This window comes from Bradyrhizobium sp. 160, from assembly GCF_023073735.1.
Lineage (GTDB): Bacteria > Pseudomonadota > Alphaproteobacteria > Rhizobiales > Xanthobacteraceae > Bradyrhizobium.
The window spans coordinates 364,222-384,835 of record NZ_JADPKD010000013.1 but is presented as its reverse complement, the minus strand read 5'-3'; the positions used below and the strand labels follow the sequence as shown (position 1 = coordinate 384,835).

The 20,614-nt window shown below is 61.9% G+C and carries 14 protein-coding genes and 2 pseudogenes; 8 read left to right on the top strand and 8 right to left on the bottom strand.

Annotated features, from left to right (window positions below; genetic code table 11):
* The first annotated feature begins 4 nt into the window (after positions 1-4).
* Both IVA98_RS07920 and IVA98_RS07915 read left to right on the top strand, forming a co-directional pair.
* Entirely contained in the window at positions 5-1,207 is a 1,203-nt protein-coding gene (locus tag IVA98_RS07920; protein ID WP_247298710.1) for an alpha/beta fold hydrolase, read from the top strand.
* A gap of 2,336 nt (positions 1,208-3,543) precedes the next feature.
* A pseudogene (locus tag IVA98_RS07915) lies at positions 3,544-4,741 on the top strand (IS256 family transposase).
* Between the two features lie 42 nt (positions 4,742-4,783).
* Here IVA98_RS07915 and IVA98_RS07910 read toward each other — a convergent pair.
* The 3 genes from IVA98_RS07910 to IVA98_RS07900 all read right to left on the bottom strand — a co-directional run bounded on the left by IVA98_RS07910 (position 4,784) and on the right by IVA98_RS07900 (position 8,152).
* Positions 4,784-5,215, bottom strand: coding sequence for a cyclic nucleotide-binding domain-containing protein (locus IVA98_RS07910; RefSeq protein WP_247298715.1), 432 nt, complete (start codon positions 5,213-5,215; stop codon positions 4,784-4,786).
* A 394-nt stretch (positions 5,216-5,609) separates the two neighbouring features.
* A complete protein-coding gene (gene glgX, locus IVA98_RS07905) occupies positions 5,610-7,847 on the bottom strand; it encodes a glycogen debranching protein GlgX (protein ID WP_247354602.1) in 2,238 nt (745 codons plus the stop codon).
* 23 nt (positions 7,848-7,870) lie between these two features.
* Complete coding sequence (locus IVA98_RS07900) at positions 7,871-8,152, bottom strand: DUF3606 domain-containing protein (RefSeq protein WP_247298722.1); 282 nt, start codon at positions 8,150-8,152, stop codon at positions 7,871-7,873.
* A 314-nt stretch (positions 8,153-8,466) separates the two neighbouring features.
* Here IVA98_RS07900 and treZ point away from each other — a divergent pair, with 314 nt between their 5' ends.
* On the top strand, positions 8,467-10,293 hold the full coding sequence (gene treZ, locus IVA98_RS07895; protein ID WP_247354601.1) for a malto-oligosyltrehalose trehalohydrolase: 1,827 nt from the start codon (positions 8,467-8,469) through the stop codon (positions 10,291-10,293).
* Positions 10,294-10,594: 301 nt separating this feature from the next.
* Here treZ and IVA98_RS07890 read toward each other — a convergent pair whose 3' ends face one another.
* Complete coding sequence (locus IVA98_RS07890) at positions 10,595-10,849, bottom strand: hypothetical protein (protein WP_247354600.1); 255 nt, start codon at positions 10,847-10,849, stop codon at positions 10,595-10,597.
* A 1,038-nt stretch (positions 10,850-11,887) separates the two neighbouring features.
* Between IVA98_RS07890 and IVA98_RS07885 the strand changes: the two are divergent.
* Positions 11,888-12,115 (top strand): annotated as a pseudogene (locus IVA98_RS07885) (Clp protease N-terminal domain-containing protein); the annotation flags it as partial.
* Positions 12,116-12,346: 231 nt separating this feature from the next.
* Here IVA98_RS07885 and IVA98_RS07875 read toward each other — a convergent pair.
* The 3 genes from IVA98_RS07875 to IVA98_RS07865 all read right to left on the bottom strand — a co-directional run bounded on the left by IVA98_RS07875 (position 12,347) and on the right by IVA98_RS07865 (position 14,778).
* On the bottom strand, positions 12,347-13,588 hold the full coding sequence (locus IVA98_RS07875) for an ABC transporter substrate-binding protein (protein WP_247298726.1): 1,242 nt from the start codon (positions 13,586-13,588) through the stop codon (positions 12,347-12,349).
* Positions 13,589-13,791: 203 nt separating this feature from the next.
* Positions 13,792-14,262 carry a MarR family winged helix-turn-helix transcriptional regulator gene (locus tag IVA98_RS07870; RefSeq protein WP_247298728.1) on the bottom strand — a complete coding sequence of 157 codons (471 nt, stop codon included), beginning with the start codon at positions 14,260-14,262 and terminating at the stop codon, positions 13,792-13,794.
* Positions 14,263-14,379: 117 nt separating this feature from the next.
* Positions 14,380-14,778, bottom strand: a complete 399-nt coding sequence (locus tag IVA98_RS07865) for a hypothetical protein (protein ID WP_247298732.1) — start codon at positions 14,776-14,778, stop codon at positions 14,380-14,382.
* 470 nt (positions 14,779-15,248) lie between these two features.
* Between IVA98_RS07865 and IVA98_RS07860 the strand changes: the two genes are divergently transcribed.
* The 4 genes from IVA98_RS07860 to IVA98_RS07845 all read left to right on the top strand — a co-directional run bounded on the left by IVA98_RS07860 (position 15,249) and on the right by IVA98_RS07845 (position 20,109).
* A complete protein-coding gene (locus IVA98_RS07860) occupies positions 15,249-16,580 on the top strand; it encodes a substrate-binding protein (RefSeq protein ID WP_247298735.1) in 1,332 nt (443 codons plus the stop codon).
* A 99-nt stretch (positions 16,581-16,679) separates the two neighbouring features.
* On the top strand, positions 16,680-17,555 hold the full coding sequence (locus IVA98_RS07855) for a branched-chain amino acid ABC transporter permease (protein WP_247298737.1): 876 nt from the start codon (positions 16,680-16,682) through the stop codon (positions 17,553-17,555).
* 11 nt (positions 17,556-17,566) lie between these two features.
* On the top strand, positions 17,567-19,414 hold the full coding sequence (locus tag IVA98_RS07850) for a branched-chain amino acid ABC transporter ATP-binding protein/permease (protein ID WP_247298740.1): 1,848 nt from the start codon (positions 17,567-17,569) through the stop codon (positions 19,412-19,414).
* Entirely contained in the window at positions 19,411-20,109 is a 699-nt protein-coding gene (locus IVA98_RS07845; RefSeq protein ID WP_247281197.1) for an ABC transporter ATP-binding protein, read from the top strand. The genes IVA98_RS07850 and IVA98_RS07845 overlap by 4 nt, the downstream gene beginning before the upstream one ends.
* 51 nt (positions 20,110-20,160) lie before the next feature.
* Here IVA98_RS07845 and IVA98_RS07840 read toward each other — a convergent pair whose 3' ends face one another.
* Positions 20,161-20,592 (bottom strand): HIT family protein, encoded by a 432-nt coding sequence (locus IVA98_RS07840; protein WP_247298744.1) that lies wholly within the window; start codon positions 20,590-20,592, stop codon positions 20,161-20,163.
* Positions 20,593-20,614: the final 22 nt, after the last annotated feature.

Genomic DNA, 20,614 nt, shown 5'->3' with positions numbered 1-20,614 from the left:
GACCATGCGATACTTCACCAGCAATCTCTTTGGTGGCTGGCCGCGCAGGTGGATGTCGACCGCGCTCATCGCCACGGCTGTGCTTGGCCTTCCGGGAATGGCGTCGGGCCAGACGACATTTTATGATGGGCCGGAATCGTTGCTCAACGGCGCCCCGGGCACCTTAGTGCGGCAGGAGCCGATGGACGGTGCTCCGCTCGGCGCCTCCACTTATCGCGTGCTCTATCGCTCGACGGGGCTGAACGGTCGGCCGGTCTTTGTGTCCGGCGTCGTCATCGTTCCGCAAGGCACGCCCCCGCTCGGCGGACGTCCGATCGTTGCTTGGGCACATCCGACTTCGGGTATCGTCCCGCGTTGCGCCCCATCGCTCGCCATTTTTCTGTTTCAGCAGATCCAGGGACTTCGCTCGATGATCTCACGTGGCTTCGTCGTTGCGGCGACCGATTATCCAGGGCTCGGTACGCCGGGCCCGCATCCTTATCTGGTCGGTGAGAGCGAAGGTCGAGCCGTGATTGATATTGTGCGCGCGGCACGCTCCGTTCCCCGCGCAGGCGATGGCAAGGACTTCACGGTTTGGGGGCATTCACAAGGCGGGCAGGCCGCGCTCTTCGCCGGAATGATCGCAAACGCCTACGCTCCTGAGCTGAAGCTTCTCGGTGTCGCTGCAGCGGCCCCGGCAACGGACCTCGTGAAGCTGATGAGCGACGACATCAACACGATCGGCGGCAAGAACATCACAGCGATGACGCTTTGGTCGTGGCACCGGGTCTACGGCGTCGCCATAGACAACGTCGTCGATCCGCGCGCCATGCCTGCAATCGACAGGCTGGCGCAAGAATGCATCGAAGGCCCTTTCGACCTGATCGTCAGGCAGAGGACAGGGCGGCCACTCGAGCAATATTTCCTGACCGTGCAAGATCCGAGCAAGGCAGAACCTTGGCGATCGCTTCTCGAACAGAACAGCACCAGGGTGCTCTCCCCTGAGATCCCCATCTTTCTTGCGCAGGGGGCCAACGACCAGGTCATCCAGCCCGCGGTCACGCAGGCCTACATGGACAAGTTGTGCAAAGCCGGCAGCAAGGTCAGGATGGTGATGTTGCCCGGTATCGGCCACGGACGCGCAGCCCAGGCGAGCGCGATGGCGGCGGTAAATTGGATGACTGACCGCTTCACGGGAAAAAGACCGCCGGACGATTGCGTCAGATAGGCTTGTCCAGAACGCCAAAGGAGTTGGTCAGCTCTTAGCTACGCCTTCAGCGTGCGGTGGCGTCCCAATTTTCGGCCGTTGCCCAGTAATCAGTAGCGGTCAAAACGTCTCGGTAATCTTGCCAGGCGATCGGCAGTTCGCGGAGACCTATTCAGGACAACCTGCAGGATCGATCTCACGCGCTCGCAAAACGGCAATTCCTGTTATTAGCTCGTTTAAGCAGCGTCTCATTTAGAAAGCTGCCAAGTTTCGGGAAGCCGCCGAACAGTTGTGGGCGGTACTCAGCGAGACCTTCTAATGAAGCGCGTCAGGCAGGCTGAGGCTGCTTTGCAAATCAATGACTGGTTGGCCGCACCAGGGGTAGCGCCGCCTACTGCACTTGGGCAGGCAGCTGGCACGGCGAAAAGGCCATCTCATGAAGTTTCTGACCGACTATCTTGAGCGCGCGGTCCAGCTAAATCTGGCGATCAGCGAACCGGATTCAGCGTTGAAATTCAGCTGCTTCAACTAGCCGGGCCATATCGCGAGCTGGCCCAAAGCGGGCGAGGACTATGGGGCTCCCGCGGCCAAGTCGACCAAAAATCGTTTGGGTTGAAGACCGGAAGATCTTGGCCAGTGTCAGGAGCTGCGCGGCGAAACCCGCCGAGTGGAAAGAATCGCGGCCGCAGAAAAATCCGCTACTCAGACGTCGTTCGGGGGGTACGCGCCGCGGCCTCCAGTGATTTCTCTGGTGGCAAGCGCCTCAGGTCGCGGCGCCGCGATCGACGGCAAGATCTCGAAGAGCGCCACTAACGCACCCCAACGACGGCTCCCCGATCGTCAGAATGAGACTCATCTCGAGCATTGCCAGTGAAACACCGGGTGCGCCCGCTTAACCCCGCCGCTCAGTCCGCCAGCGCGGTCCGCCGGTGCGTTATTCGGCGCCGCATGGACGAGCTTCCTCGCGGGGTCTGCGGTTGTCACTCCTGCCCTGGCGGGAAGGAGCCACCGTGCCGGTTGCGGCGGCCCGTTCGCCTTATCCACCGTCAGTCCCAGCGTCCCAGCCTCAATCGCCGGCGTCGATCCTCGGTCCCTCAAAATCTGGCCATGCGTCGGCGCCGCGCATGTGGTGCAGGTGAATTTCGGCCCGAAACCGGAGAGGCGGACATCGTCCGGGCATTGGTCGACCTCGGCCAGGGGATAGCCGGATCATGTGGCCGCAGCGGTAGGGCAGCGCGCGAGAGTCTTCGCGCCATGATCCGAACGCCCCAAATTACCTCTCGCGATTTCGTGCCGATGGAGGATCGAGTCCCCGGGAGCGGGCAGGCGGGCGCAAAGCGACAGCGGCGTGGGGCAAGTCAGCAGCGGAGTCCAGCAGCTTGCAAGCGCCTCCTTCGCTAAGTCTGTGGAGCAGCCTGAGTGGGAGCGGTGACCCTGGATTCTTGCGCCGCTTCTGAGGGTGCTGATCGCGGCCTCCGGTTCTCAGCGGCAGTGATCAAGGATACACCGCGCCGGCCGTCGGAGCGCGCAATTGCGCCGCTACTAAGTGAGGTCGAAAGCAACGCTGTAATGGCCGGAGGTGTTACGGAGGTGAACCTGCCGCAAGCCTCTAAAAACTCGCGCCGATCGTCTTCTTCTTCTGAAGGTGACATCGTACGCCTCATAATTTTTTGAATATAGAAAGTTGGTCGATGGCAGAGTTAAGAGGTTCAATCACGAAATGTAACCACACTCCGTTGGGAATCGAAGTCCTCACATGCTGCCTGGGGCACAAACCATCAATTGCGATCGGAGTGCCCCATGAAGATCATCCTGGCTCGACGGATTCACAAGAGCACTTTAACCCCGCGTGCGATCAAGTTGGAGAGCACCAAGTGGCAAAAGCGACCAAGAGCAAGCGCAAAGAGTACACCAAGGACGATGTCAGGCTAATCAAGGCACATTCCAAGGCTCGCAGGCCGGTGGCCCAAGTTTCTAAGCTGATGAAGCGATCAGAGGGTTCGTTGAGGCAAAAGGCGCGTAGTCTTGGAGTTGGCTTGGGCCATCAGCGCTAACCTGGTGCAAAGAGATGGCAAGCCGCGTAGGCGGGTAGGTCCCTCATCGCTTGAGAAATATAGTCCGAGGGTTCGACGGCTGGACAAAGGCCCGATGGCACCAGAGCCGGGCCCGTCTTCGCGAACCTGCCGATCGGCGTCGGCGCGGTCGTGTCCCCGGTGGTGGTGTAGCTCGGTAGAGCAAAGCCGCCCGGACGCGCGCCGTCACATAGTGCCGTAGCGGGCGGGCGGCTTTGGGGTGGTCACCGGCAGTTCGCCGGTAGGGTCGGGTTGCTGACACCAACCTGATTCGAGGAACCACCGATGACCGATGAGATGATGAACCTCCGCACGCTCGTGGAGAAGACCCCTGATGCGGATCTACTGCGCGAGATGATCGGCTTTGCTGCCCAGCGATTGATGGAGCTGGAAGTGGAAGGCCAGACCGGGGCCGCCTACGGCGAGAAGAACCCGGAGCGTCTGGCACAGCGCAACGGCTACCGCGACCGGACTTGGGAGACCCGCGCCGGCACGGTCGAGCTTCGTATCCCCAAGCTGCGCAAGGGCTCCTACTTCCCGGGCTTTCTGGAGCCGCGCCGGATGGCCGAGAAGGCGCTCACCGCCGTGGTGCAGGAAGCCTATGTGCAAGGCGTCTCGACCCGCTCGGTGGACGACCTTGTTCAGGCCCTGGGAATGAGCGGCATCTCCAAGAGCCAGGTCTCGCGGCTGTGCGCGGAGATCGACGACAAGGTAAAGGCATTCCTCGGCCGTCCGATCGAGGGCGACTGGCCGTATCTGTGGATCGACGCTACCTACGTGAAGGTGCGCCAGCAGGGGCGTATCGTATCTGTCGCGGTGATCGTCGCGGTCGGCGTCAGCAGCGACGGCCGGCGCGAGGTTCTCGGCATGGACGTCGGGCCCTCCGAGGCCGAGACGTTCTGGACGGCATTCCTGCGCAAGCTCGCCCGCCGCGGCCTGCGCGGCGTCAAGCTGGTCGTCTCCGACGCCCACGAGGGCATCAAGGCCACCGTGGCCAAGGTGCTCAACGCCTCTTGGCAGCGTTGTCGCGTCCACTTCATGCGCAATGCGCTGGCCCATGCCGGCAAGAGCGGCCGTCGCGTCGTCTCCGCCTTCATCGCCACCGCGTTTGCCCAGGACGATGCCGAGGCCGCTAAAATGCAGTGGCGCAAGGTCTCCGACCAGCTCCGTCCCAAGCTGCCCAAGCTTGCCGGCTTCCTCGACGAGGCCGAGACCGACGTGCTCGCCTACATGACGTTCCCACCGCAGCACCGGACCAAGCTGCACTCGACCAATCCGATCGAGCGGCTCAACGGTGAGATCAAGCGGCGCACCGAGGTGATCGGCATCTTCCCCAATGAGGACGCCATCGTCCGCCTCATCGGCGCGATCCTGCTCGAGCAGAACGACGAATGGGCCGTCCAGCGCGCCCGCTACATGACGGGAAACTATCGCTCTGTTGAGCGATGATCCAACCGTCAGCCTCCCGGCTATCGCCAGCTGACCAGTCCGGCTCTTGCCGGCGAACGCGGTCTCCCACCGCCAGTTACACCACGCTTAGGGACACGATCGAGTATTGCGCAAACACGGGTCGGAACGTGGCCGAGTGCTGCATCGCCGGTGCGAACCTCCGCACAGGCAACCGGATGGCTTCCCCTCCAACAATCACTGTGGTCCGAGAGAAGGTTGGAAGGGCCGAAACAATAAATCCGCTTACTACTCCTTCACTGCCCACGATTGTTGAGTCAACTTCGCGATCTTCGTCGACCGGAACGGCCAAGCTGACAAAATTTGGGCCGCAGGGAAAATGCAGCGCATCATTGGGATCCCCAGGGTGGGTTAAAACCTGGCCGGCAACGATTTGGCGGATCTCGAGGTAGGGCTGGATTAGCAGAAGGTCTTCATCGCTGAGATTTCGAAGAAGATTATTGGCCGGACGCGTGGTGGCGGCTTTATGCGCCGGAGTCGGTCGCATCATTTATCCGGAATGTTCTAGGACGATCGGCACTTTCACCTTAGTTCCACAAACCGGAACTGACTGTGCAAATGTGCACACACGCGCGATTTGAGAGAGAGCTCGCCCCTTCTCCTGGTGATTTCCAAAGAGAGCCACGCCTCCACTTCCGGGGCAGGCGTGGCCAAGGCGACAGGCGTGCGAAGGCGGCCGAGCTACTCGAGAACGTCAAGATCTGATAGATCGCGGGGGGCAGCCTGAAGGAGCCTCTCGAGCAGTGCGGTAGTCGCGGCACGACTGAAGAGATCGGCTGGGTACCGCCTGATGTTTTGCACGCGACTGATGCATTTTCAGGATTAAGGTGATCGTCCGCGTGGCCCTATTGGGCGAAGTCAACGATGGAGCGTGCGGCCCAGATCTAGCGCGATAACGGCGTATCGGCGATGTCGAGCAACGCGCCGAGCCCCTGACGCAGGCGGCGGGTCGCGACGCTATCGTTGGCAAGTCCAAACACTGCCAGCGAGCGCGCGGTGACACCGTAGGCGTGTCCGAGCTCGAAGTCCGTCATGGACGCATCCGGCTGGTCGGTGTCGATCAGGCTGAGCCAGCTGCGCCCGTCGGTGACCGCCGGCAAGATGAAGTTCACGATGTCATGGTGGGCGTTGTAGACCAGAAGCATCGTCGCGTCCGAGCCGCGTCGCTTGATGCCGGTCTCCTGGGCGCGCCCGTCGAGCAGCATGCCAAAGCACTTGGCGTTGCCGTCCTGCCATTGCTCGTCGGTCATCTCTTCGCCGGACGGTGACAGCCAGGTCACGTCCTTGACGTCGAGTTCTTCGTGGTGGGAGCCGATCAGGAACCGGCTGCGATAGAGGATCGGGAAGGCCTTGCGTGTCGCAATCAGCTTGCGCGTGAATTCACGAAGATTGCGGCCGTTTGCCGAGATACCCATCCAGTCGAGCCAGGTGGTCTCGTTGTCCTGGGCATACGCATTGTTGTTGCCTCGCTGAGTGTGTCCAAACTCGTCGCCCGCGAGCAGCATTGGCGTGCCGTGGGACAGCAGCATCGTCGCGAGCATGTTCCGCTTCTGGCGTTCGCGCAGCGCCGTGATCTCTTGATCGTCCGTGGCTCCTTCGGCGCCGCAATTCCAGGAATGGTTGTTGCTGTGGCCGTCGCGATTGTTCTCCCCGTTCGCCTCGTTGTGCTTTTCATTGTACGAGACGAGATCATTGAGGTTGAAGCCGTCATGCGCGGTGACGAAGTTGACGCTCGCCCATGGCCGCCGCCCCCGCTTGTTGAAGAGATCGCCGGACCCTGACACACGTTTGGCAAGGTTTGCCAGCGTGCCTTCATCACCCTTCCAGAAGGCGCGCACGGTATCCCTGAACTTGTCATTCCACTCGGCCCAGCCGGGCGGAAACTGGCCGACCTGGTAGCCGCCAGGGCCGATGTCCCAAGGCTCTGCGATCAGCTTGACGCTGGACAGCACCGGATCCTGACGGCAGGCGTCGAGGAAGCCACCGCCTTCGTCGAAGCCATAGGGCTCGCGTGCGAGGATGGTGGCCAGGTCGAAGCGGAAACCGTCGACCCGCATCTCCGTCGCCCAATAGCGCAGGGAATCCGCAACCAGTTGCAGCACCCCTGGGTGGGAGAGGTTCACCGTATTTCCGGTGCCGGTATCATTGATGTAGTAGCGCTTCTGGTCCGGCAGCAGGCGGTAATAGCTGGCGTTGTCGATCCCCTTGAACGACAAGGTCGGGCCGAGTTCGTTGCCTTCCGCCGTGTGATTGTAGACGACGTCGAGGACGACCTCGATGCCATGGGCATGGAACTGGTTGACCATTTCCTTGAATTCGTTCGCGAACGGCGTCCTCAGGTAACGCGGCTCTGGCGCGAAGAAGGCAATGGAATTGTAGCCCCAGTAATTGCGCAGGCCCTTGTCGACCAAGTAGCTATCGTCGACGAAGGCATGGATCGGCAGCAGCTCCGCACTGGTGATCCCGAGCAAGCGCAGATACGCGGGGATTTCCGAATGCGCGAGGCCGGAGAACGTGCCGCGGTCTGCCTCGGGCACCAGCGGATGCAGCTGCGTAAAACCCTTGACGTGCATTTCGTAGACGATCGTCCGCTCCCACGGTACCTCGGGTTTGCGCGCCGCGCCCCAGGTGAACGCGGGGTCGATGACGCGGCACTTCTGCATCAGCGGCGCGCTGTCGCGCTCGTCATAGGAGAGGTCCTTGTCGGCGTGATCGAGCTGGTACCCGAACAGCTCGGGCGCCCAACGCAGTTGCCCGACCAGCTGCTTGGCATACGGATCGAGCAGGAGCTTGTTGGGATTGAAGCGGTGTCCGGCGTCAGGCTCATAGGGTCCATGGACGCGATAGCCGTAGACGGTGCCGGGACGGGCCGAGGGCAGATAGCCGTGCCAGACCTCGTCGGTGTATTCCGGAAGCTCGATCCGCTCGAGTTCGGTTTCACCGTTGTCGTCGAACAGGCAGAGCTCGACATTGGTGGCGTGGGCCGAGAACAGCGCGAAATTGACCCCGAGGCCGTCCCAGGTGGCGCCGAGCGGAAACGGTTTGCCCTCGGTGATACGGGATCGGCGGAGGCTCGACGCCGCCCGCGTCAGGGCGTCGTCCGATTGCGTCTTTTGGTCCATGTCTGCCCCCGATGACAATCCGGTCAGGATGTCGACGCTGGTGTGGGTATCTCGGTTGCGGCCTGCTCGGTAGCCGCAGCCGAGGCGATCACGGCCGCGGGAGGTACGTCGGCCGGCTTGGCCGGCGGGTTGGCGCGCTGCTTGGCGACTTCCTTGCTGATCGCGGAGATCGAATTGCCGATACGCTCGGCGATCGCGGTCAGCTCGGCATCGGACAGACCCAAACGTTTTCTCACGAGGCGCATTTGAGTGCGGTCGGTCAGGTCGAGCTTGTTGCGAATCGATTTTGGCGTCGAGCGGCGCATGGTGGCAACTCCTGTGTGTTGGTCGTAACAGTCGCCTGATCATTCCGTTCCAGCGGGTAGCAAATGGCGTTAGCTGGTCGCGCTTATCTCCAGACCGGCGGAAGGTATGGGCATCCGGATCGCCTCTTCGGTTGCGGGTTCACGGTGGCAGGGCTCGGATCGGCTGTGGCTGGCGCGAACGCCTGTGGCGAGGAACGAATGCACGCACGCCAGCTTTTTCCTGCGCAGGCATCTTTCAAGCGATCGTACGACCGACCCATCGCAGTTCGCCGAGGCATGCCCAACTCCGTGCATGGGGCGCGAAAGGGAAAGATTTGATTCAGAGACTGGGAATTGCCGGACAGGCCCGGCGACACGGTGCTTACATCGTCGATCAGGGGATAAGCTTCAACCTCTGGGCCCCGACGGCTCGCTCGGTGGAGTTGCTGGAGGTGGGGCGACCGCCACAGCGGATGGTGGGCGATGACGGCGGCTGGTACCAGCTGCTCAGCTCGACAGCGCATGTCGGCACGCGCTATCAGTTTAGGATCGACCAGGACCTCATCGTCCCGGATCCGGCCTCGTTCTTCCAGCCTGATGATGTCGGTGCGCCCAGCGAGGTGATCGATACGTCGGGGTTACGTGATGCCACCCTCTATCCGGGGCGGCCATGGGCGGACGCCGTGATCTACGAGCTGCACGTCGGCACCTTCAGCGAGGAGGGGACGTATGCCGGCGTCGAGAAGCGGCTGCCCTATCTGCGCGATCTCGGCATCACGGCCATCGAGCTGATGCCGATCAACGACGTCCCCGGCCGGCACAATTGGGGTTATGACGGCGTGCTGCTGAATGCGCCCAATGCTCGCTACGGCAGGCCGCAGGATCTCAAGCGGCTGTTGCGGGCAGCCCACGATCTCGACATCATGGTCTACCTCGACGTGGTCTATAACCACTTCGGACCGCAGTTGAATTATCTGCACAGCTACGCGGAGAATTTCTTCAACAAACGCCACAGCACCGGCTGGGGGCCTGCCGTCAACCTCGAGGGACGCGATGGCGCGTTCGTGCGCGAGTTCCTGATCGAGAACGCGCTGATGTGGTTGCGCGACTACGGCTTCGACGGGCTACGCTTCGATGCCGTTCATGCGCTGAAGGACGATTCCGAACGGCATTTCCTGGTCGAGCTTGCCGAGACCATCCGGCATGAATTGCCGGGCCGGCGCGTGCATCTGATGCTGGAGAATGAGGCCAATCAGGCGCACCTGCTGGACCGAGTGGACGGAGCCCCGAGATATTACGACGCCCAGTGGGGTGACGATTTCCACAATGCGCTTCATGTCCTGCTGACGGGAGAAGAGGAGGGATATTACCGCGCGTTTGCGGACAAGCCGCTCGAACACCTTGCGCGATCGCTCACGGAAGGTTTTGCCTACCAAGGCGAGATCTTCGCGCTTCATAACGAGCCTCGCGGCGAGCCGAGCGCCCATCTGCCGCCGGACGCCACGATCTTCTTCGCGCAGAACCATGATCAGATCGGCAATCGGGGTTTGGGCGAGCGACTATCAAAATTGGTGAGCCCGGAAAAGCTTTGCCAGGCGATGGCGTTGGTCTTGCTCAATCCACACATTCCGATGCTTTTCATGGGGGAGGAAGCGGCTGTCGAAACGCCGTTCCTGTTCTTTGCAGACTGGACGGGACAAGCCGCCGAGTTGACGCGGGAAGGGCGGCGCAAGGAGTTTTCCCAGTTCAAGGCCTTCTCGACGCCCGAAATGCGTGCCAGGATTCCAGACCCGTGCGACGAAACGACGTTTCAGGCCTCGAAGCTCGACTGGAATAGCATCGACCATTCTCCCGGGAGCGCCAAGTTTCGGACGCTGACGACGCAGCTGCTGAAGATACGGCACGACAAGATCGTACCTCTTATCAAACAGGGCTTCGTTTCGGCGCGACGTGAGCTACTGGGCCAGGATAGCGGCAGTGGCGGTGTGGACGTGCGCTGGCAGACTGAGAGGGGGGACATTCTGCAGATTGTCGCCAACTTTGGCGACCACCAGCTGCCCATGCCGGATTTGGTCGCAGGCGATTGCTTGTGGCGAGGAGTCCCCGCAGAATCGGGAGCGCTACTGCCAGGCGATATCACGGTACAACTTGGTCAGCTCTGAGACGCCAAAGGACGATGTTAGTGGGCAAGAGGGATCAAGGGCCTTGTCGATTTACACGCACTGAAGACGTCAGTGCCCTGAGTGGAACTTCGAGGTCCCAAATTTGCGTTCTCCGGCGGACTAGAGGGCATCCCACAGTGCTTTGCCCGCCCGGATGCGAGCTTCCGATGCGCTTCAGCCTGTTGCAAAGCTGTTCTTTGAGCCCGAGTCCGGCTCACCGCTCGCCAGCCGCTCGACCCGAATAGCCTATTCAAGATACTCTGTCAGCAATTTCACCCGAGTGCCGACGCGTTGGGTGCTACTACACCCCGGGACGTGCGTCGCCCCTTGGGAGCGTCGATTTGCCGAATGGATGCTCGGCCGTCTCGCGACGCTGGCGCATGGCTTGCGGGTTCGCATCGAGGCACTGCTGCACAGCTGCAAAGTACATGTTCATGCTCCATCGTGTGCTGCCCTGAATTGCCCGATCCTTGGTGGGTCGGTCGTCAGCGTCGTATTGATGTTCAGCAGAAAACTGCCACGGCGCATCGATGTAGTTAGCGCCGCTGGCCGACATCGAACTTGTACGTCAATACCAGTTATGAAAAATTGCGACGCTTTTCATAGCCTAGACTTCTCCGACGTTTTCTGTTCCTCGCTAAGGCTCTCCATTCTGCTCTTTGCTTCCTTGATGTGGACTGCGGCTCGCCCCAGAGTAGCTCCTTCGGCTGTGAAGGAGGCCTAATCTTGAGACGGCGTGGTCCAGACCTCGAAGACGATATCGAAGTTGAACGTGGTGCAGCCGCAGATGAGTTGATGCCCCGCCATGTGTCGCCTCCCATTTGCGCAGCGGTTGACCTGCACCATCACGGAGGCCTGTGAAGTGAACTCGGGCGCACTAAGTTTTATGAACTTATCGGGGATGGTCGAGTGGCCAAGAGTTGGACGACGTTTTTCATCTGAGGCTGCGAAGTCGCTGTCAAAATTCCATAACATCCGATTTGCGAATGTCCGGAGTTCGCGCTAAGCGGACTAGAGTCGCCCAGGCGGCCGAAGGCCGCCCGGAGTCACTCCTCGCGGCAGGCTATTGCGGCGCGGGAACCGCGACAACTATTGCTCAACTTCGCTCGCCGCCGACAAGGTAGGCTGTTCGCGCATCGCTGGCCGGTAGCGCTTGGTTAGTTTGGGCATCCGGATTTTCGTGTGGATCCGCGGACGGATTGACGTTTTTCGAGCTGACTTGCGAGAGGGACGAGAATTAGCAAGAATCGCCACGGTTGGACGACGCAAGTCGGCTGCAGGTGAGACGCGCGTCCGAGCGGTTGGCTGGCGCGGACAGGGCACGGCTCAAAGGCGCCGATATGCGCCCACTATCGCAGTAGGCTTCAGCGTCGACGGCGAAAACCGCTTGGCGAATTGACGAATGTCAGTGCGAGCTTGCGGAAACCCAAAGAGCATGCCGTCTGTTGCCTTGCGCACAATTCACTAAGCGGCGCGCGGTTTGGGGATCAGATCGCGGATCTTCAATGCCTTGATCGCGGTCGAACGCTAAACCGGTACCTCCTTTTGCTGATCGCACTCGGGGGCGAAGCGGCATCGCCGAGGGAAGACGATGATGAATATTGAACGATATACCGAGCGCTCGCCCGGTTTCATCCAGTCCGCGCAGTCGCTGGCGATGCGCGAAGGTCATCAGCAGTTTTCCACCCTGCATCTGCTGAAGGTCCTGCTGGATGACAGCGAGGGGCTTGCTGGCGGTCTGATCGACCGCGCCGGCGGCGATTCCCGTGCAATCCTGAAGGCGACCGAGGATGCCCTGAACAAGCTGCCAAAGGTCTCCGGCTGCGCATGGTGAAGAAATAGGCGATCAGCTCCTGGATCATGATGCCCCAGAGCAGGGTGCCGGTGAGGACGAAGATCTCCTTCTCCTCATTGGGAATGCGCCGCGAATCCAAGATGTGGAAGACTCGCATTGATAATAGGCCGCATGGCAGCGGGGCTGCCGCTTTGAGAAAGAGTGCTGTGTGGGACGCGTGCGGAAGCTCCTGGGAAGTGGCCCAGGGAGCATTTCCTGCTAGTTGCTGAGCTTGATGAAGTTCGGGAACTTGACGTCGACCGTGGCGACGTCCTTGGGCCAGACCGCGCTCTGCTTGCCGTTCTGCCATTGCAGCATCAGGCCGGTGATCAAGCCCTTGCCATATTTTATCGAGTGCGTGAACGGGTCGTCCTTGCCGTAGAACTGGACGCGGCCAATGGTGCCTTCCCAGTCGGTCTTCTCCAGCGCAGCAACGAGCTTGTCCGCCTCGGTCGAACCGGCCCGTTTCACCGCATCGGCAATGTAATAGACCTCGTCATAGGCAGTGTAGCCGGCATACGACGGATAGTTACCGAACTTCTTCTTGAAGTTCTCCGCGAACGGCACCGACTTCGGCGTGACAGCCACACCCGGTCCCGAGACGCCCTGATAGAGGACGCCTTCCGCGGCCTGGTTGGTGTCCTTACCGAACGTTTCGTTGGTGGCTTGCGAGGAGATGCCGAACATCGGGATCGGCACCTGCTGGTTCTTCCACTGCACCGTCGGCTGCACACCGACATGGGAAATGCCGGTGATGATCACGTCGGGCTTGGAGCCCTCGATCTTATTGAAGATCGGCGTAAAATCGGTGGTGTCAGGGGAGAAGCGGATGTGGTCGAGCACTTTCAGCCCGATTTTGGGCAGGCATTCCTCGTAGCCGATGTCGAGCGGCTTGGTCCAGGCAGCGTCCTCGCTCATGATGACTGCTGTCTTCATGTGCATCTTGTCGACGAGCAAGTCCTTGGCGCCATCGCAAACCGAGAGCGCCAGGGCCGCCGAAGTCAGATAGCCGTGGAAGGTGTACTTGTTCTTCTCGTAATCGGCATGGACGCTCTTGCTGATCTCGTTGGAGGCAGCACCGGGCGTGACGAACGGTGTCTTCAGCCGCGAAGCCCACGGTTCCAGCGCAAGTACGACCTCGCTGATGTAGCTTGCGATGACTGCGTTGACCTTGTCCTCGTTGACGGCACGCTGGAAGGCACGCACAGAATCCGCGGAAGAGGAGTGATTGTCGTAGGAGATAATTTCGATCTTGCGTCCATCGACGCCGCCATTGGCGTTGATCTCGTCAGCGGCAAGTTGCGCCGCCTGTGGGATGGAGGCGCCGGCGATCGCCTGCGCTTCCGCGATAACGCCGATCCGAAGTGGATCCGCCGCAAGTGCCGCGCCTGGTGCCGTCATCAGCACACTGGCCGCAGTACCAAGTGCTATTCGCAACGCAGCAGAGAGTCTCTTTTTCATGTTGTTCTCTCCCTTCAACAGGCCTCTTGTGAGCCATTGGGGCGCGACTATAGCGGCCTACAGATTCTCGGCAAGTGAAACTGCATTCATGATTGCGGGGAGCGGCCTCGCATACTGGCATCCGAGAAGGGCGGCGCGACGAGTATTCAAGTGTGGTTGGACTTCCGAAACGAGCTCAGCGCACCTGACTCACGCCATCTCCCTCAGCGCGCTTTGGTCCGGAACGACCGCAGCATCTTGGCCAAGCCGGGAGCGGCGGCACTCAGCTCGTCCAGATGTATGCGCGAGAGCGATCGCAGCTTCTGCTCGCCCTTGGCCGTCAGCTTGACGAGAACGCGCCTTGTGTCCTCGGGATCGGCTTCCCGGCCGATCAGCTTGAGTTTCGCCATGCGATCCACCAGCTCCACCGCCGTATGGTGCCGGATCAGGAGGAAGCCGGCGATGTCGCCAATGCTGGCGCCGCCGGGGCTGGCGAACCCCTTGATCGCCAGCAACGCCTGATGCTGCTGTGGCGTCAGCCCGGCGTTCTGGGCCGCGGCTTCGCTGAAAGCAAGGAAGGTTCGCAACTGGTAGCGGAATCGGGCTAGCGCCGCGTAGTCGGCCTCACGCATCGCGCCGCCCTTGGCGGGCACGCCATGCGCCCTGCGTCCAGTCTTCCGCTTTGATTCAGCCATTCCTGCCTTCGACGTCAGCCCGCCGGCGAAGCGGTCGCTGCCGAGACTATCAAGGAAGGACGGCGGGACCAATCGGCGGGGCCGCGGATGCACAAATATCCGGTGCTCCCCAGCTGCCTATTCGAAGCTGGACAGCAGGATCTTGACCAGGATGACCTGGAACGCGATCGGGATGCGGACGCTCTTCCGCCTGATCGAGCGCTGCAGCGCGCCCGCGATCTCGGCGCTGGTCAGGTTACCGGCCGCCGCATCGGTGATCAACTCGCCCCACATCTGCGACAGCGAGCCGCCGGGCGGGATCACGGGCTTGATGGTCACGCCGCAGCCTTGCGCCCAGTCGACGATCTCCCGCATGGTGTGAGGACCGCAGTTGCGCGCAGTTGCGAGGCGCTCGGCCGTCAGCGCGCGCAGCAGTTCACGCGAGGGCGACCAAGTCCCCTTAGGTGGCTGCTCGCCGGTGAGTTCGACCGCGAGCTCCTTCAGGACATTCTGGGCGCGCCCGCTCAGCTTCTGCATCGGGCCAAGTTCCCGTTTCGCCTGAATGGCGCCAACCGCTAGTCCCCGCTTGCCGGCAGACCGGTTGCGCGGCTCGGACATGCGGGCCGCATCGCTGGACTGCGGCGCCGCACGCGTGTCGCTCCCCTCTCTGACCGGCCACGCCGCCTCCTGCAACTCCGCCTTTTGCGGCCAAGAGCGTCGCTTCCGGGCACCCGCTATCGTCGTTTGCCGCGCCATTTCTCCCGCTGAACCCTCCAGCCTCTTACTCACAAAGACTAATATATATCGCAATCCGATATGTTTTCACGTGACAATTTTTGTCGTTCGACCAAAGGCGAAATTGACAGAAGGACTTCACAAGCAATGTTTACGTGCAGGAGCTACACGCGGATGTGACGTGCCCGGTGCAGGCAGGCCCTCGAGGTCTGCTGCCGCAGGACAGGTCGTGTTGTGCCTGCAAACAAGAATGACATTCGGAGGAAACGATCATGACCGACAATCTCATCCGCCGCGGCCTCTCGCGCCGCAGCCTGCTCCAGACCACTGCAGGTCTCATCGGCGGCTCGGTGCTGCCGGCAATGCCGGCCCTTGCCGAGGACAGGCCGATCGGCACGTATCCTGCGGGCGTGTCCGGGTCCACGGCCTTCATCGGAATCTCGGTGCCGCGCACCGGCACCTATGCCGTCCAGGGCGAAGACGAACTCAAGGGCTATCAACTCGCGATCGAGCACATCAACAGCGGTCACGACCTGATCAAGAAGATCTCGCCGAAGACCAGCAAGGGCGTGCTCGGCAAGGAGCTCAAGTTTGGCGTCGCGGATTCCGCGGCCAAGCCGAACGAGGCGGTGCAGGCGCAGCAGCGCTTCATCAGCGAGAACAAGGCGATCATGATCACCGGCGGCACCTCGAGCGCGGTCGCGGTCGCGCTCAACAAGCTCGCCCAGCGCGAGAAGGTGATCTTCGTGTGCGGCATTTCCGGCTCGAACGACACCACCGGCAAGGACTGCGTCCGCTACGGCTTCCGCCAGAACTTCTTCGGCCAGACCGCCGCCGCGGCGATCGGCCCCGTCATGGTCAAGGAGTTCGGCAAGGGCAAGAAGGCTGCGTATCTCACGCCGGACTACACCTACGGTCACACCGTCACCAAGTCGATGCAGGACTTCCTTGCGACCGCCGGCTGGACCACCGTGACCAACCAGGTGGCGCCGCTCGGTGCGCCTGACTACTCCTCATATCTTCTGAACGTCGCGAATTCCGGCGCCGACGTGCTGATCAACGTCAACTGGGGCCACGACGCGGTGCTGTCGACCCAGCAGGCCAAGCAGTTCGGTGTCCTCGACAAGATGAAGCTGGTGGTACCGTATCAGGTGCCGTTCATTGCCCGGGAGACCGGCGGCTTGATGCAGGGCGTCTACGCTGCCACCGACTATTGGTGGACACTTGAGGACAAGTTCCCGCTGGCCAAGATGTTCAACGAGGCCTTCGAGAAGAAGTACGGCTACAAGCCGGAATGGGGCGCGGAGAACGCCTATGTCAGCTTCGCGCACTGGGCCCGCATGTGCGAGCAGGCCGGCAGCTTCAACCCGCCCGATGTGATCAAGGCCTATGAGAAGGGCGAGACGATCCCCTCGCTCGTCGGCGACGTGCATTACCGTCCCGAGGACCATCAGTGCGTCCGCCCGGTGGTCATCGTAAAGGGTAAGCAGCAGAAAGACATGAAGAACAAGGAAGACTGGTACGACGTGGTCGAGGTCGTCCCCGGCGACGGCCTGATGCAGAAGCCGGACGCCTTCGGCTGCCATCTCGGCGACTACAGCTGAGCCCGCTCTAACCCCTGTGACGCCGCGGGCTGCCCTCTGCTCCGTGCGGTGTCACCTTTTTGGCGCGCTCCGTCGCGCCTGCGCAGCAGTGACCATTTCATGATCAGTTGGCCCAACCTCGTTTCGCAGCTTTTCAACGGGCTGGCGCTCGGCGCGCTGCTCGCGCTGATCAGCTCCGGTCTGACCATCATCTACGGCACGCTCGGCGTCCTCAACCTCGCCCATGGCGCGATGTTCATGATCGGCGGCTACGCCGGCTTTGTCGCCTACCAGTACACGGAATCGTTCGTCCTCGCCGTTATCGCGGGATCGCTGTTCGTGATGCTGCTCGGCGTGCTCATGGAACGCGTCATCATCCGCCATTTCTATCATCGCCCGCACGAGGATCAGCTGCTGGTGACCTTCGGGCTCGGTATCTGCTTCGTCGAGCTCGTGCGCCTGATCTTTTCGAGCCAGTCGCAGCTGGTGCCACCCCCGGCGATGTTCCGGGGCATCACTAATCTCGGCTTCATGTTTTATCCGACCTACCGCCTCGCCGTGGTCGGCATCGTCGCCATCGCCCTCGGCGCGCTGTTCATCATCCTCTACCGGACCAGGCTCGGCATGATCGTGCGCGCCGGCATCGAGGATTCTGTGATGGTCGATTCGCTCGGCATCAACGTCTATCGCGTCTTCATGGTCGTGTTCGGCATCGGTGCGATGGCCGCCGGCTTTGCCGGGATCGTCAACGCGCCGGTGGTTTCGCTGACACCGGGCATCGGTGACGACATCCTGGTCCAGACGTTCGTGGTGGTGGTGATCGGCGGCGTCGGCTCGTTCCCCGGTGCGATCCTCGGCGGCCTGATTGCCGGCGAGATCATCAGCGTCACCTCCATGTTCAACCCCGGCTACGCCTATGTGATGCTGTTTGCGGTGATGACGCTCGTACTCGTGGTGCGACCGCATGGCCTGCTCGGCGTTCAGGGCCGCGAGTAAGTCATTTCGTCATGCTCAAGCAACGTCAGTTCCTGATCGAGACGCTAACGGCCATCGGCCTGATCGCGGCTCCGTTTGTGCTGCCCCATCTCGGCTTCGCGCCGAACACCGTCAATCGAATCCTGGTCTGGGGCCTGTTCGGGCTCGGCTTCGACATCCTGTTCGGCTTCACGGGGTTGTTGTCGTTCGGCCAGTCCGCCTTCTATGGCACCGGCGGCTTCGTCGCGGCCTATCTCCTGACGCGCGCCGGCTTCAGCAACGTGCTGGGCGCGCTGATCATCGGCATGATCGCCGCCGCCGTGACCGGTTATCTTGTCGGCCTGATCGCGCTGCGCCGGACCGGCATCTATTTCGCCATGATCACCGTGGCGATCGCGCAGGTGTTCTTCTTCGTCGAGTTCAATCCGCTCTCGGATTTTACCGGCGGCGAGAACGGCCTGCCCGGCGTCCCGACGCCGAGTTTCAATCTCGGCTTCACCACGATCCACTTCACCAACGGCTGGTCGCTCTATCAATTCATCGCTCTGTGCTATTTCATCGGCGTCATCATCGCGCTCAGGATCGTCCGCTCGCCGGTCGGGGCGATTCTGAGCGCGATCCGGGACAATCCGCTGCGCGCCACGGCCGTCGGCCACAACATCCACGGCTACAAGCTGACTGCTTTCGTGATCGCCGCCGCCTATGCGGGGTTTGCCGGCGGCCTCCTCGGCGTGCTCCAGGCCTTCATGCCGCCGGACGCGTTCACGTTCGACACCTCCGGCCAATTGGTGATGCAGACCGCCATTGGCGGCAGGAGCACGCTGTTCGGGCCGCTGGTCGGCGCGGCGGTCTGGCTCCTCCTGCAGGACTTCCTGCAGGCCGCGTTGGGCCTCGGAGCCGCCTGGAAGCTCGTGCTGGGTGTCGTGTTCGTGCTGCTGGTCTGCTTTCTGCGCGGCGGCATCATCGGCGGCCTCGCCGATCTCTATCGCCTCGCCTCCGGCAGGCGTAAGCGGACGGAAGCAGAGGCTGAACAAGAGGCTACGGACGCCGCGCCGACACGGCAACCTGCGCCAGCATCGATGCAGGCCAAAGAAGTCGAACATCCTGCGTATTCCAGGCCGATCCTGAAGGCCACAGGTCTCACCAAACGCTATGGCGGCCTCGTCGCCAACAGCGACATCGATTTCAGCGTCAATCAGGGCGAGCTGCGTGGCATCATCGGTCCTAACGGCGCCGGCAAGTCGACTTTCTTCAAGATGTTGACCTGCGAGGTCGCCCCGACGTCGGGCCAGATCGTGTTCGAGGGCCGCGACATCACGGGACTGAAGATCACCGAGGTTTGCCAGCTCGGGCTCACCAAGAGCTACCAGGTCAACCAGCTCTTCACCGGCCTCACCGTTCGCCAGAACCTGACGATCGCCGCGCTTGCCGAGCTGCGCGGAAAATTCCGGCTCGATTTGTTCCGCAAGCTCTCGGGCATCAAGGGCCTGGCCGAGCAGGTCGAGCACACGCTGGCCCTTGTCAATCTGACCCGCCGCGCCGACACGCCCGTATCCGAGCTCGCCTATGGCGAGAAACGCAGGCTGGAGATCGGGCTTGCGCTCGCAACCTCGCCGCGCCTGCTGCTGCTCGACGAGCCGCTCGCCGGCATGAGCCCGCGCGAGCGGGTCGAGACCGTTAAGTTGCTCAAGTTGATCGCGCGCGGCCGCACCATGATCATCATCGACCACGACATGGATGCCCTGTTCGAGCTGGTCGAGCGCATTACCGTGCTCCAGGAAGGCCGCGTGCTGGTCTCCGGAACGCCCGAGGAAATCAAGACCAACGCCGCGGTGCAGGAAGCCTATCTCGGCGGCGTCCACGGAGAGATCGCCGCATGAGCCTGATCGAGGTCAACGGCCTGAACAGTTATTACGGGGACTCCCACATCCTGTTCGACGTCGCCATGCATGTCGACCGTCACGAGGTGGTGGCACTGCTCGGCCGCAACGGCGCCGGCAAGAGCACCACGCTGAAGAGCCTGATGGGCGTCGTGACACCCCGCAGCGGCAGCGTGAAATTCGACGGCATCGATATCGCCGGGCGCAGAAGCCACAAGATCGCGCAAGCGGGCATGCAACTGGTGCACGAGGAGCGCCGGATCTTCGGCAGCCTGTCGGTGGAGGAGAACATCCTCCTTGCACAGATCACCGCGCCCAAACGCTGGCCGCTCGGCCGCATCTACGAGATGTTTCCCCGGCTGAAGGAGCGTCGCAACAACCGTGGCACCGAGCTTTCCGGCGGGGAGCAGCAGATGCTTGCGATCGCGCGGGCGCTGGTGCGCGATCCCAAGATCGTGCTGCTGGACGAGCCGTTCGAGGGCCTTGCGCCTGTGATCGTCCAGGATCTCGTCAAGGCCTGCCGCGAGCTGGCGGCGGCCGGCCAGACCATCGTGCTGGTGGAGCAGAATCTGGCGGCGACGCTAGCGCTGGCGAGCCGGATCTACATCATCAACAACGGCCACATTGTGCACGAGGGGCCGGCGCAGGAGCTGAAGGCCCAGCCGGAACTGCTACAGCGCTATCTCGGCGTTTAGACGGATGTTTGAGCATGATCTCTTCGGAATGCCGCGGCACACTTTTCCGGATCATGCTCTAGCCGCGAGCGCCGCGACCATCCGTCTGGCGTGATCGGCGAGCACGGCCATGTCTTCCTTGCGCGTCTGCGCCGGCAACAGCTCGATCCCGGACCTGACGGGCATGACGTGCATGTGCAGGTGAAAAACCACCTGGCCGCTGGCCGGCTCACTGAATTGCTGCAGGATAATACCCTCGGCGTCGAACGCCTTCATCGCCGCAATCGCGATCCGCTTAGCGGTTCTCGCAACCGCGGCGAGATCGTCATCGGCGATGTCGAGGATGCCGCGCGCCGGCGCGCGAGGAATGACCAGCGTGTGTCCGGGCGAGCGCGGCATAATATCCAGGAAGGCGAAGCTGCGGTCGTCCCTGAAAACTTCGAAGCAGGGAATCTCGCCGCGCAGGATCTTCGCGAAGACGTTCTGATCGTCATAGGCCGCCATGAACCCCTCCCATCGCTGCGAG

Coding starts and splice junctions, on each gene's coding strand:
- IVA98_RS07910 (WP_247298715.1), bottom strand. CDS start 5,215: ATGATGCGACCGACTCCGGCGCATAAAGCCGCCACCACGCGTCCGGCC.
- glgX (WP_247354602.1), bottom strand. CDS start 7,847: ATGGACCAAAAGACGCAATCGGACGACGCCCTGACGCGGGCGGCGTCG.
- IVA98_RS07870 (WP_247298728.1), bottom strand. CDS start 14,262: ATGGCTGAATCAAAGCGGAAGACTGGACGCAGGGCGCATGGCGTGCCC.
- IVA98_RS07890 (WP_247354600.1), bottom strand. CDS start 10,849: ATGTCGGCCAGCGGCGCTAACTACATCGATGCGCCGTGGCAGTTTTCT.
- IVA98_RS07845 (WP_247281197.1), top strand. CDS start 19,411: ATGAGCCTGATCGAGGTCAACGGCCTGAACAGTTATTACGGGGACTCC.
- IVA98_RS07920 (WP_247298710.1), top strand. CDS start 5: ATGCGATACTTCACCAGCAATCTCTTTGGTGGCTGGCCGCGCAGGTGG.
- IVA98_RS07900 (WP_247298722.1), bottom strand. CDS start 8,152: ATGCGCCGCTCGACGCCAAAATCGATTCGCAACAAGCTCGACCTGACC.
- IVA98_RS07855 (WP_247298737.1), top strand. CDS start 16,680: ATGATCAGTTGGCCCAACCTCGTTTCGCAGCTTTTCAACGGGCTGGCG.
- IVA98_RS07875 (WP_247298726.1), bottom strand. CDS start 13,588: ATGAAAAAGAGACTCTCTGCTGCGTTGCGAATAGCACTTGGTACTGCG.
- IVA98_RS07860 (WP_247298735.1), top strand. CDS start 15,249: ATGACCGACAATCTCATCCGCCGCGGCCTCTCGCGCCGCAGCCTGCTC.
- IVA98_RS07865 (WP_247298732.1), bottom strand. CDS start 14,778: ATGCAGAAGCTGAGCGGGCGCGCCCAGAATGTCCTGAAGGAGCTCGCG.
- IVA98_RS07850 (WP_247298740.1), top strand. CDS start 17,567: ATGCTCAAGCAACGTCAGTTCCTGATCGAGACGCTAACGGCCATCGGC.
- IVA98_RS07840 (WP_247298744.1), bottom strand. CDS start 20,592: ATGGCGGCCTATGACGATCAGAACGTCTTCGCGAAGATCCTGCGCGGC.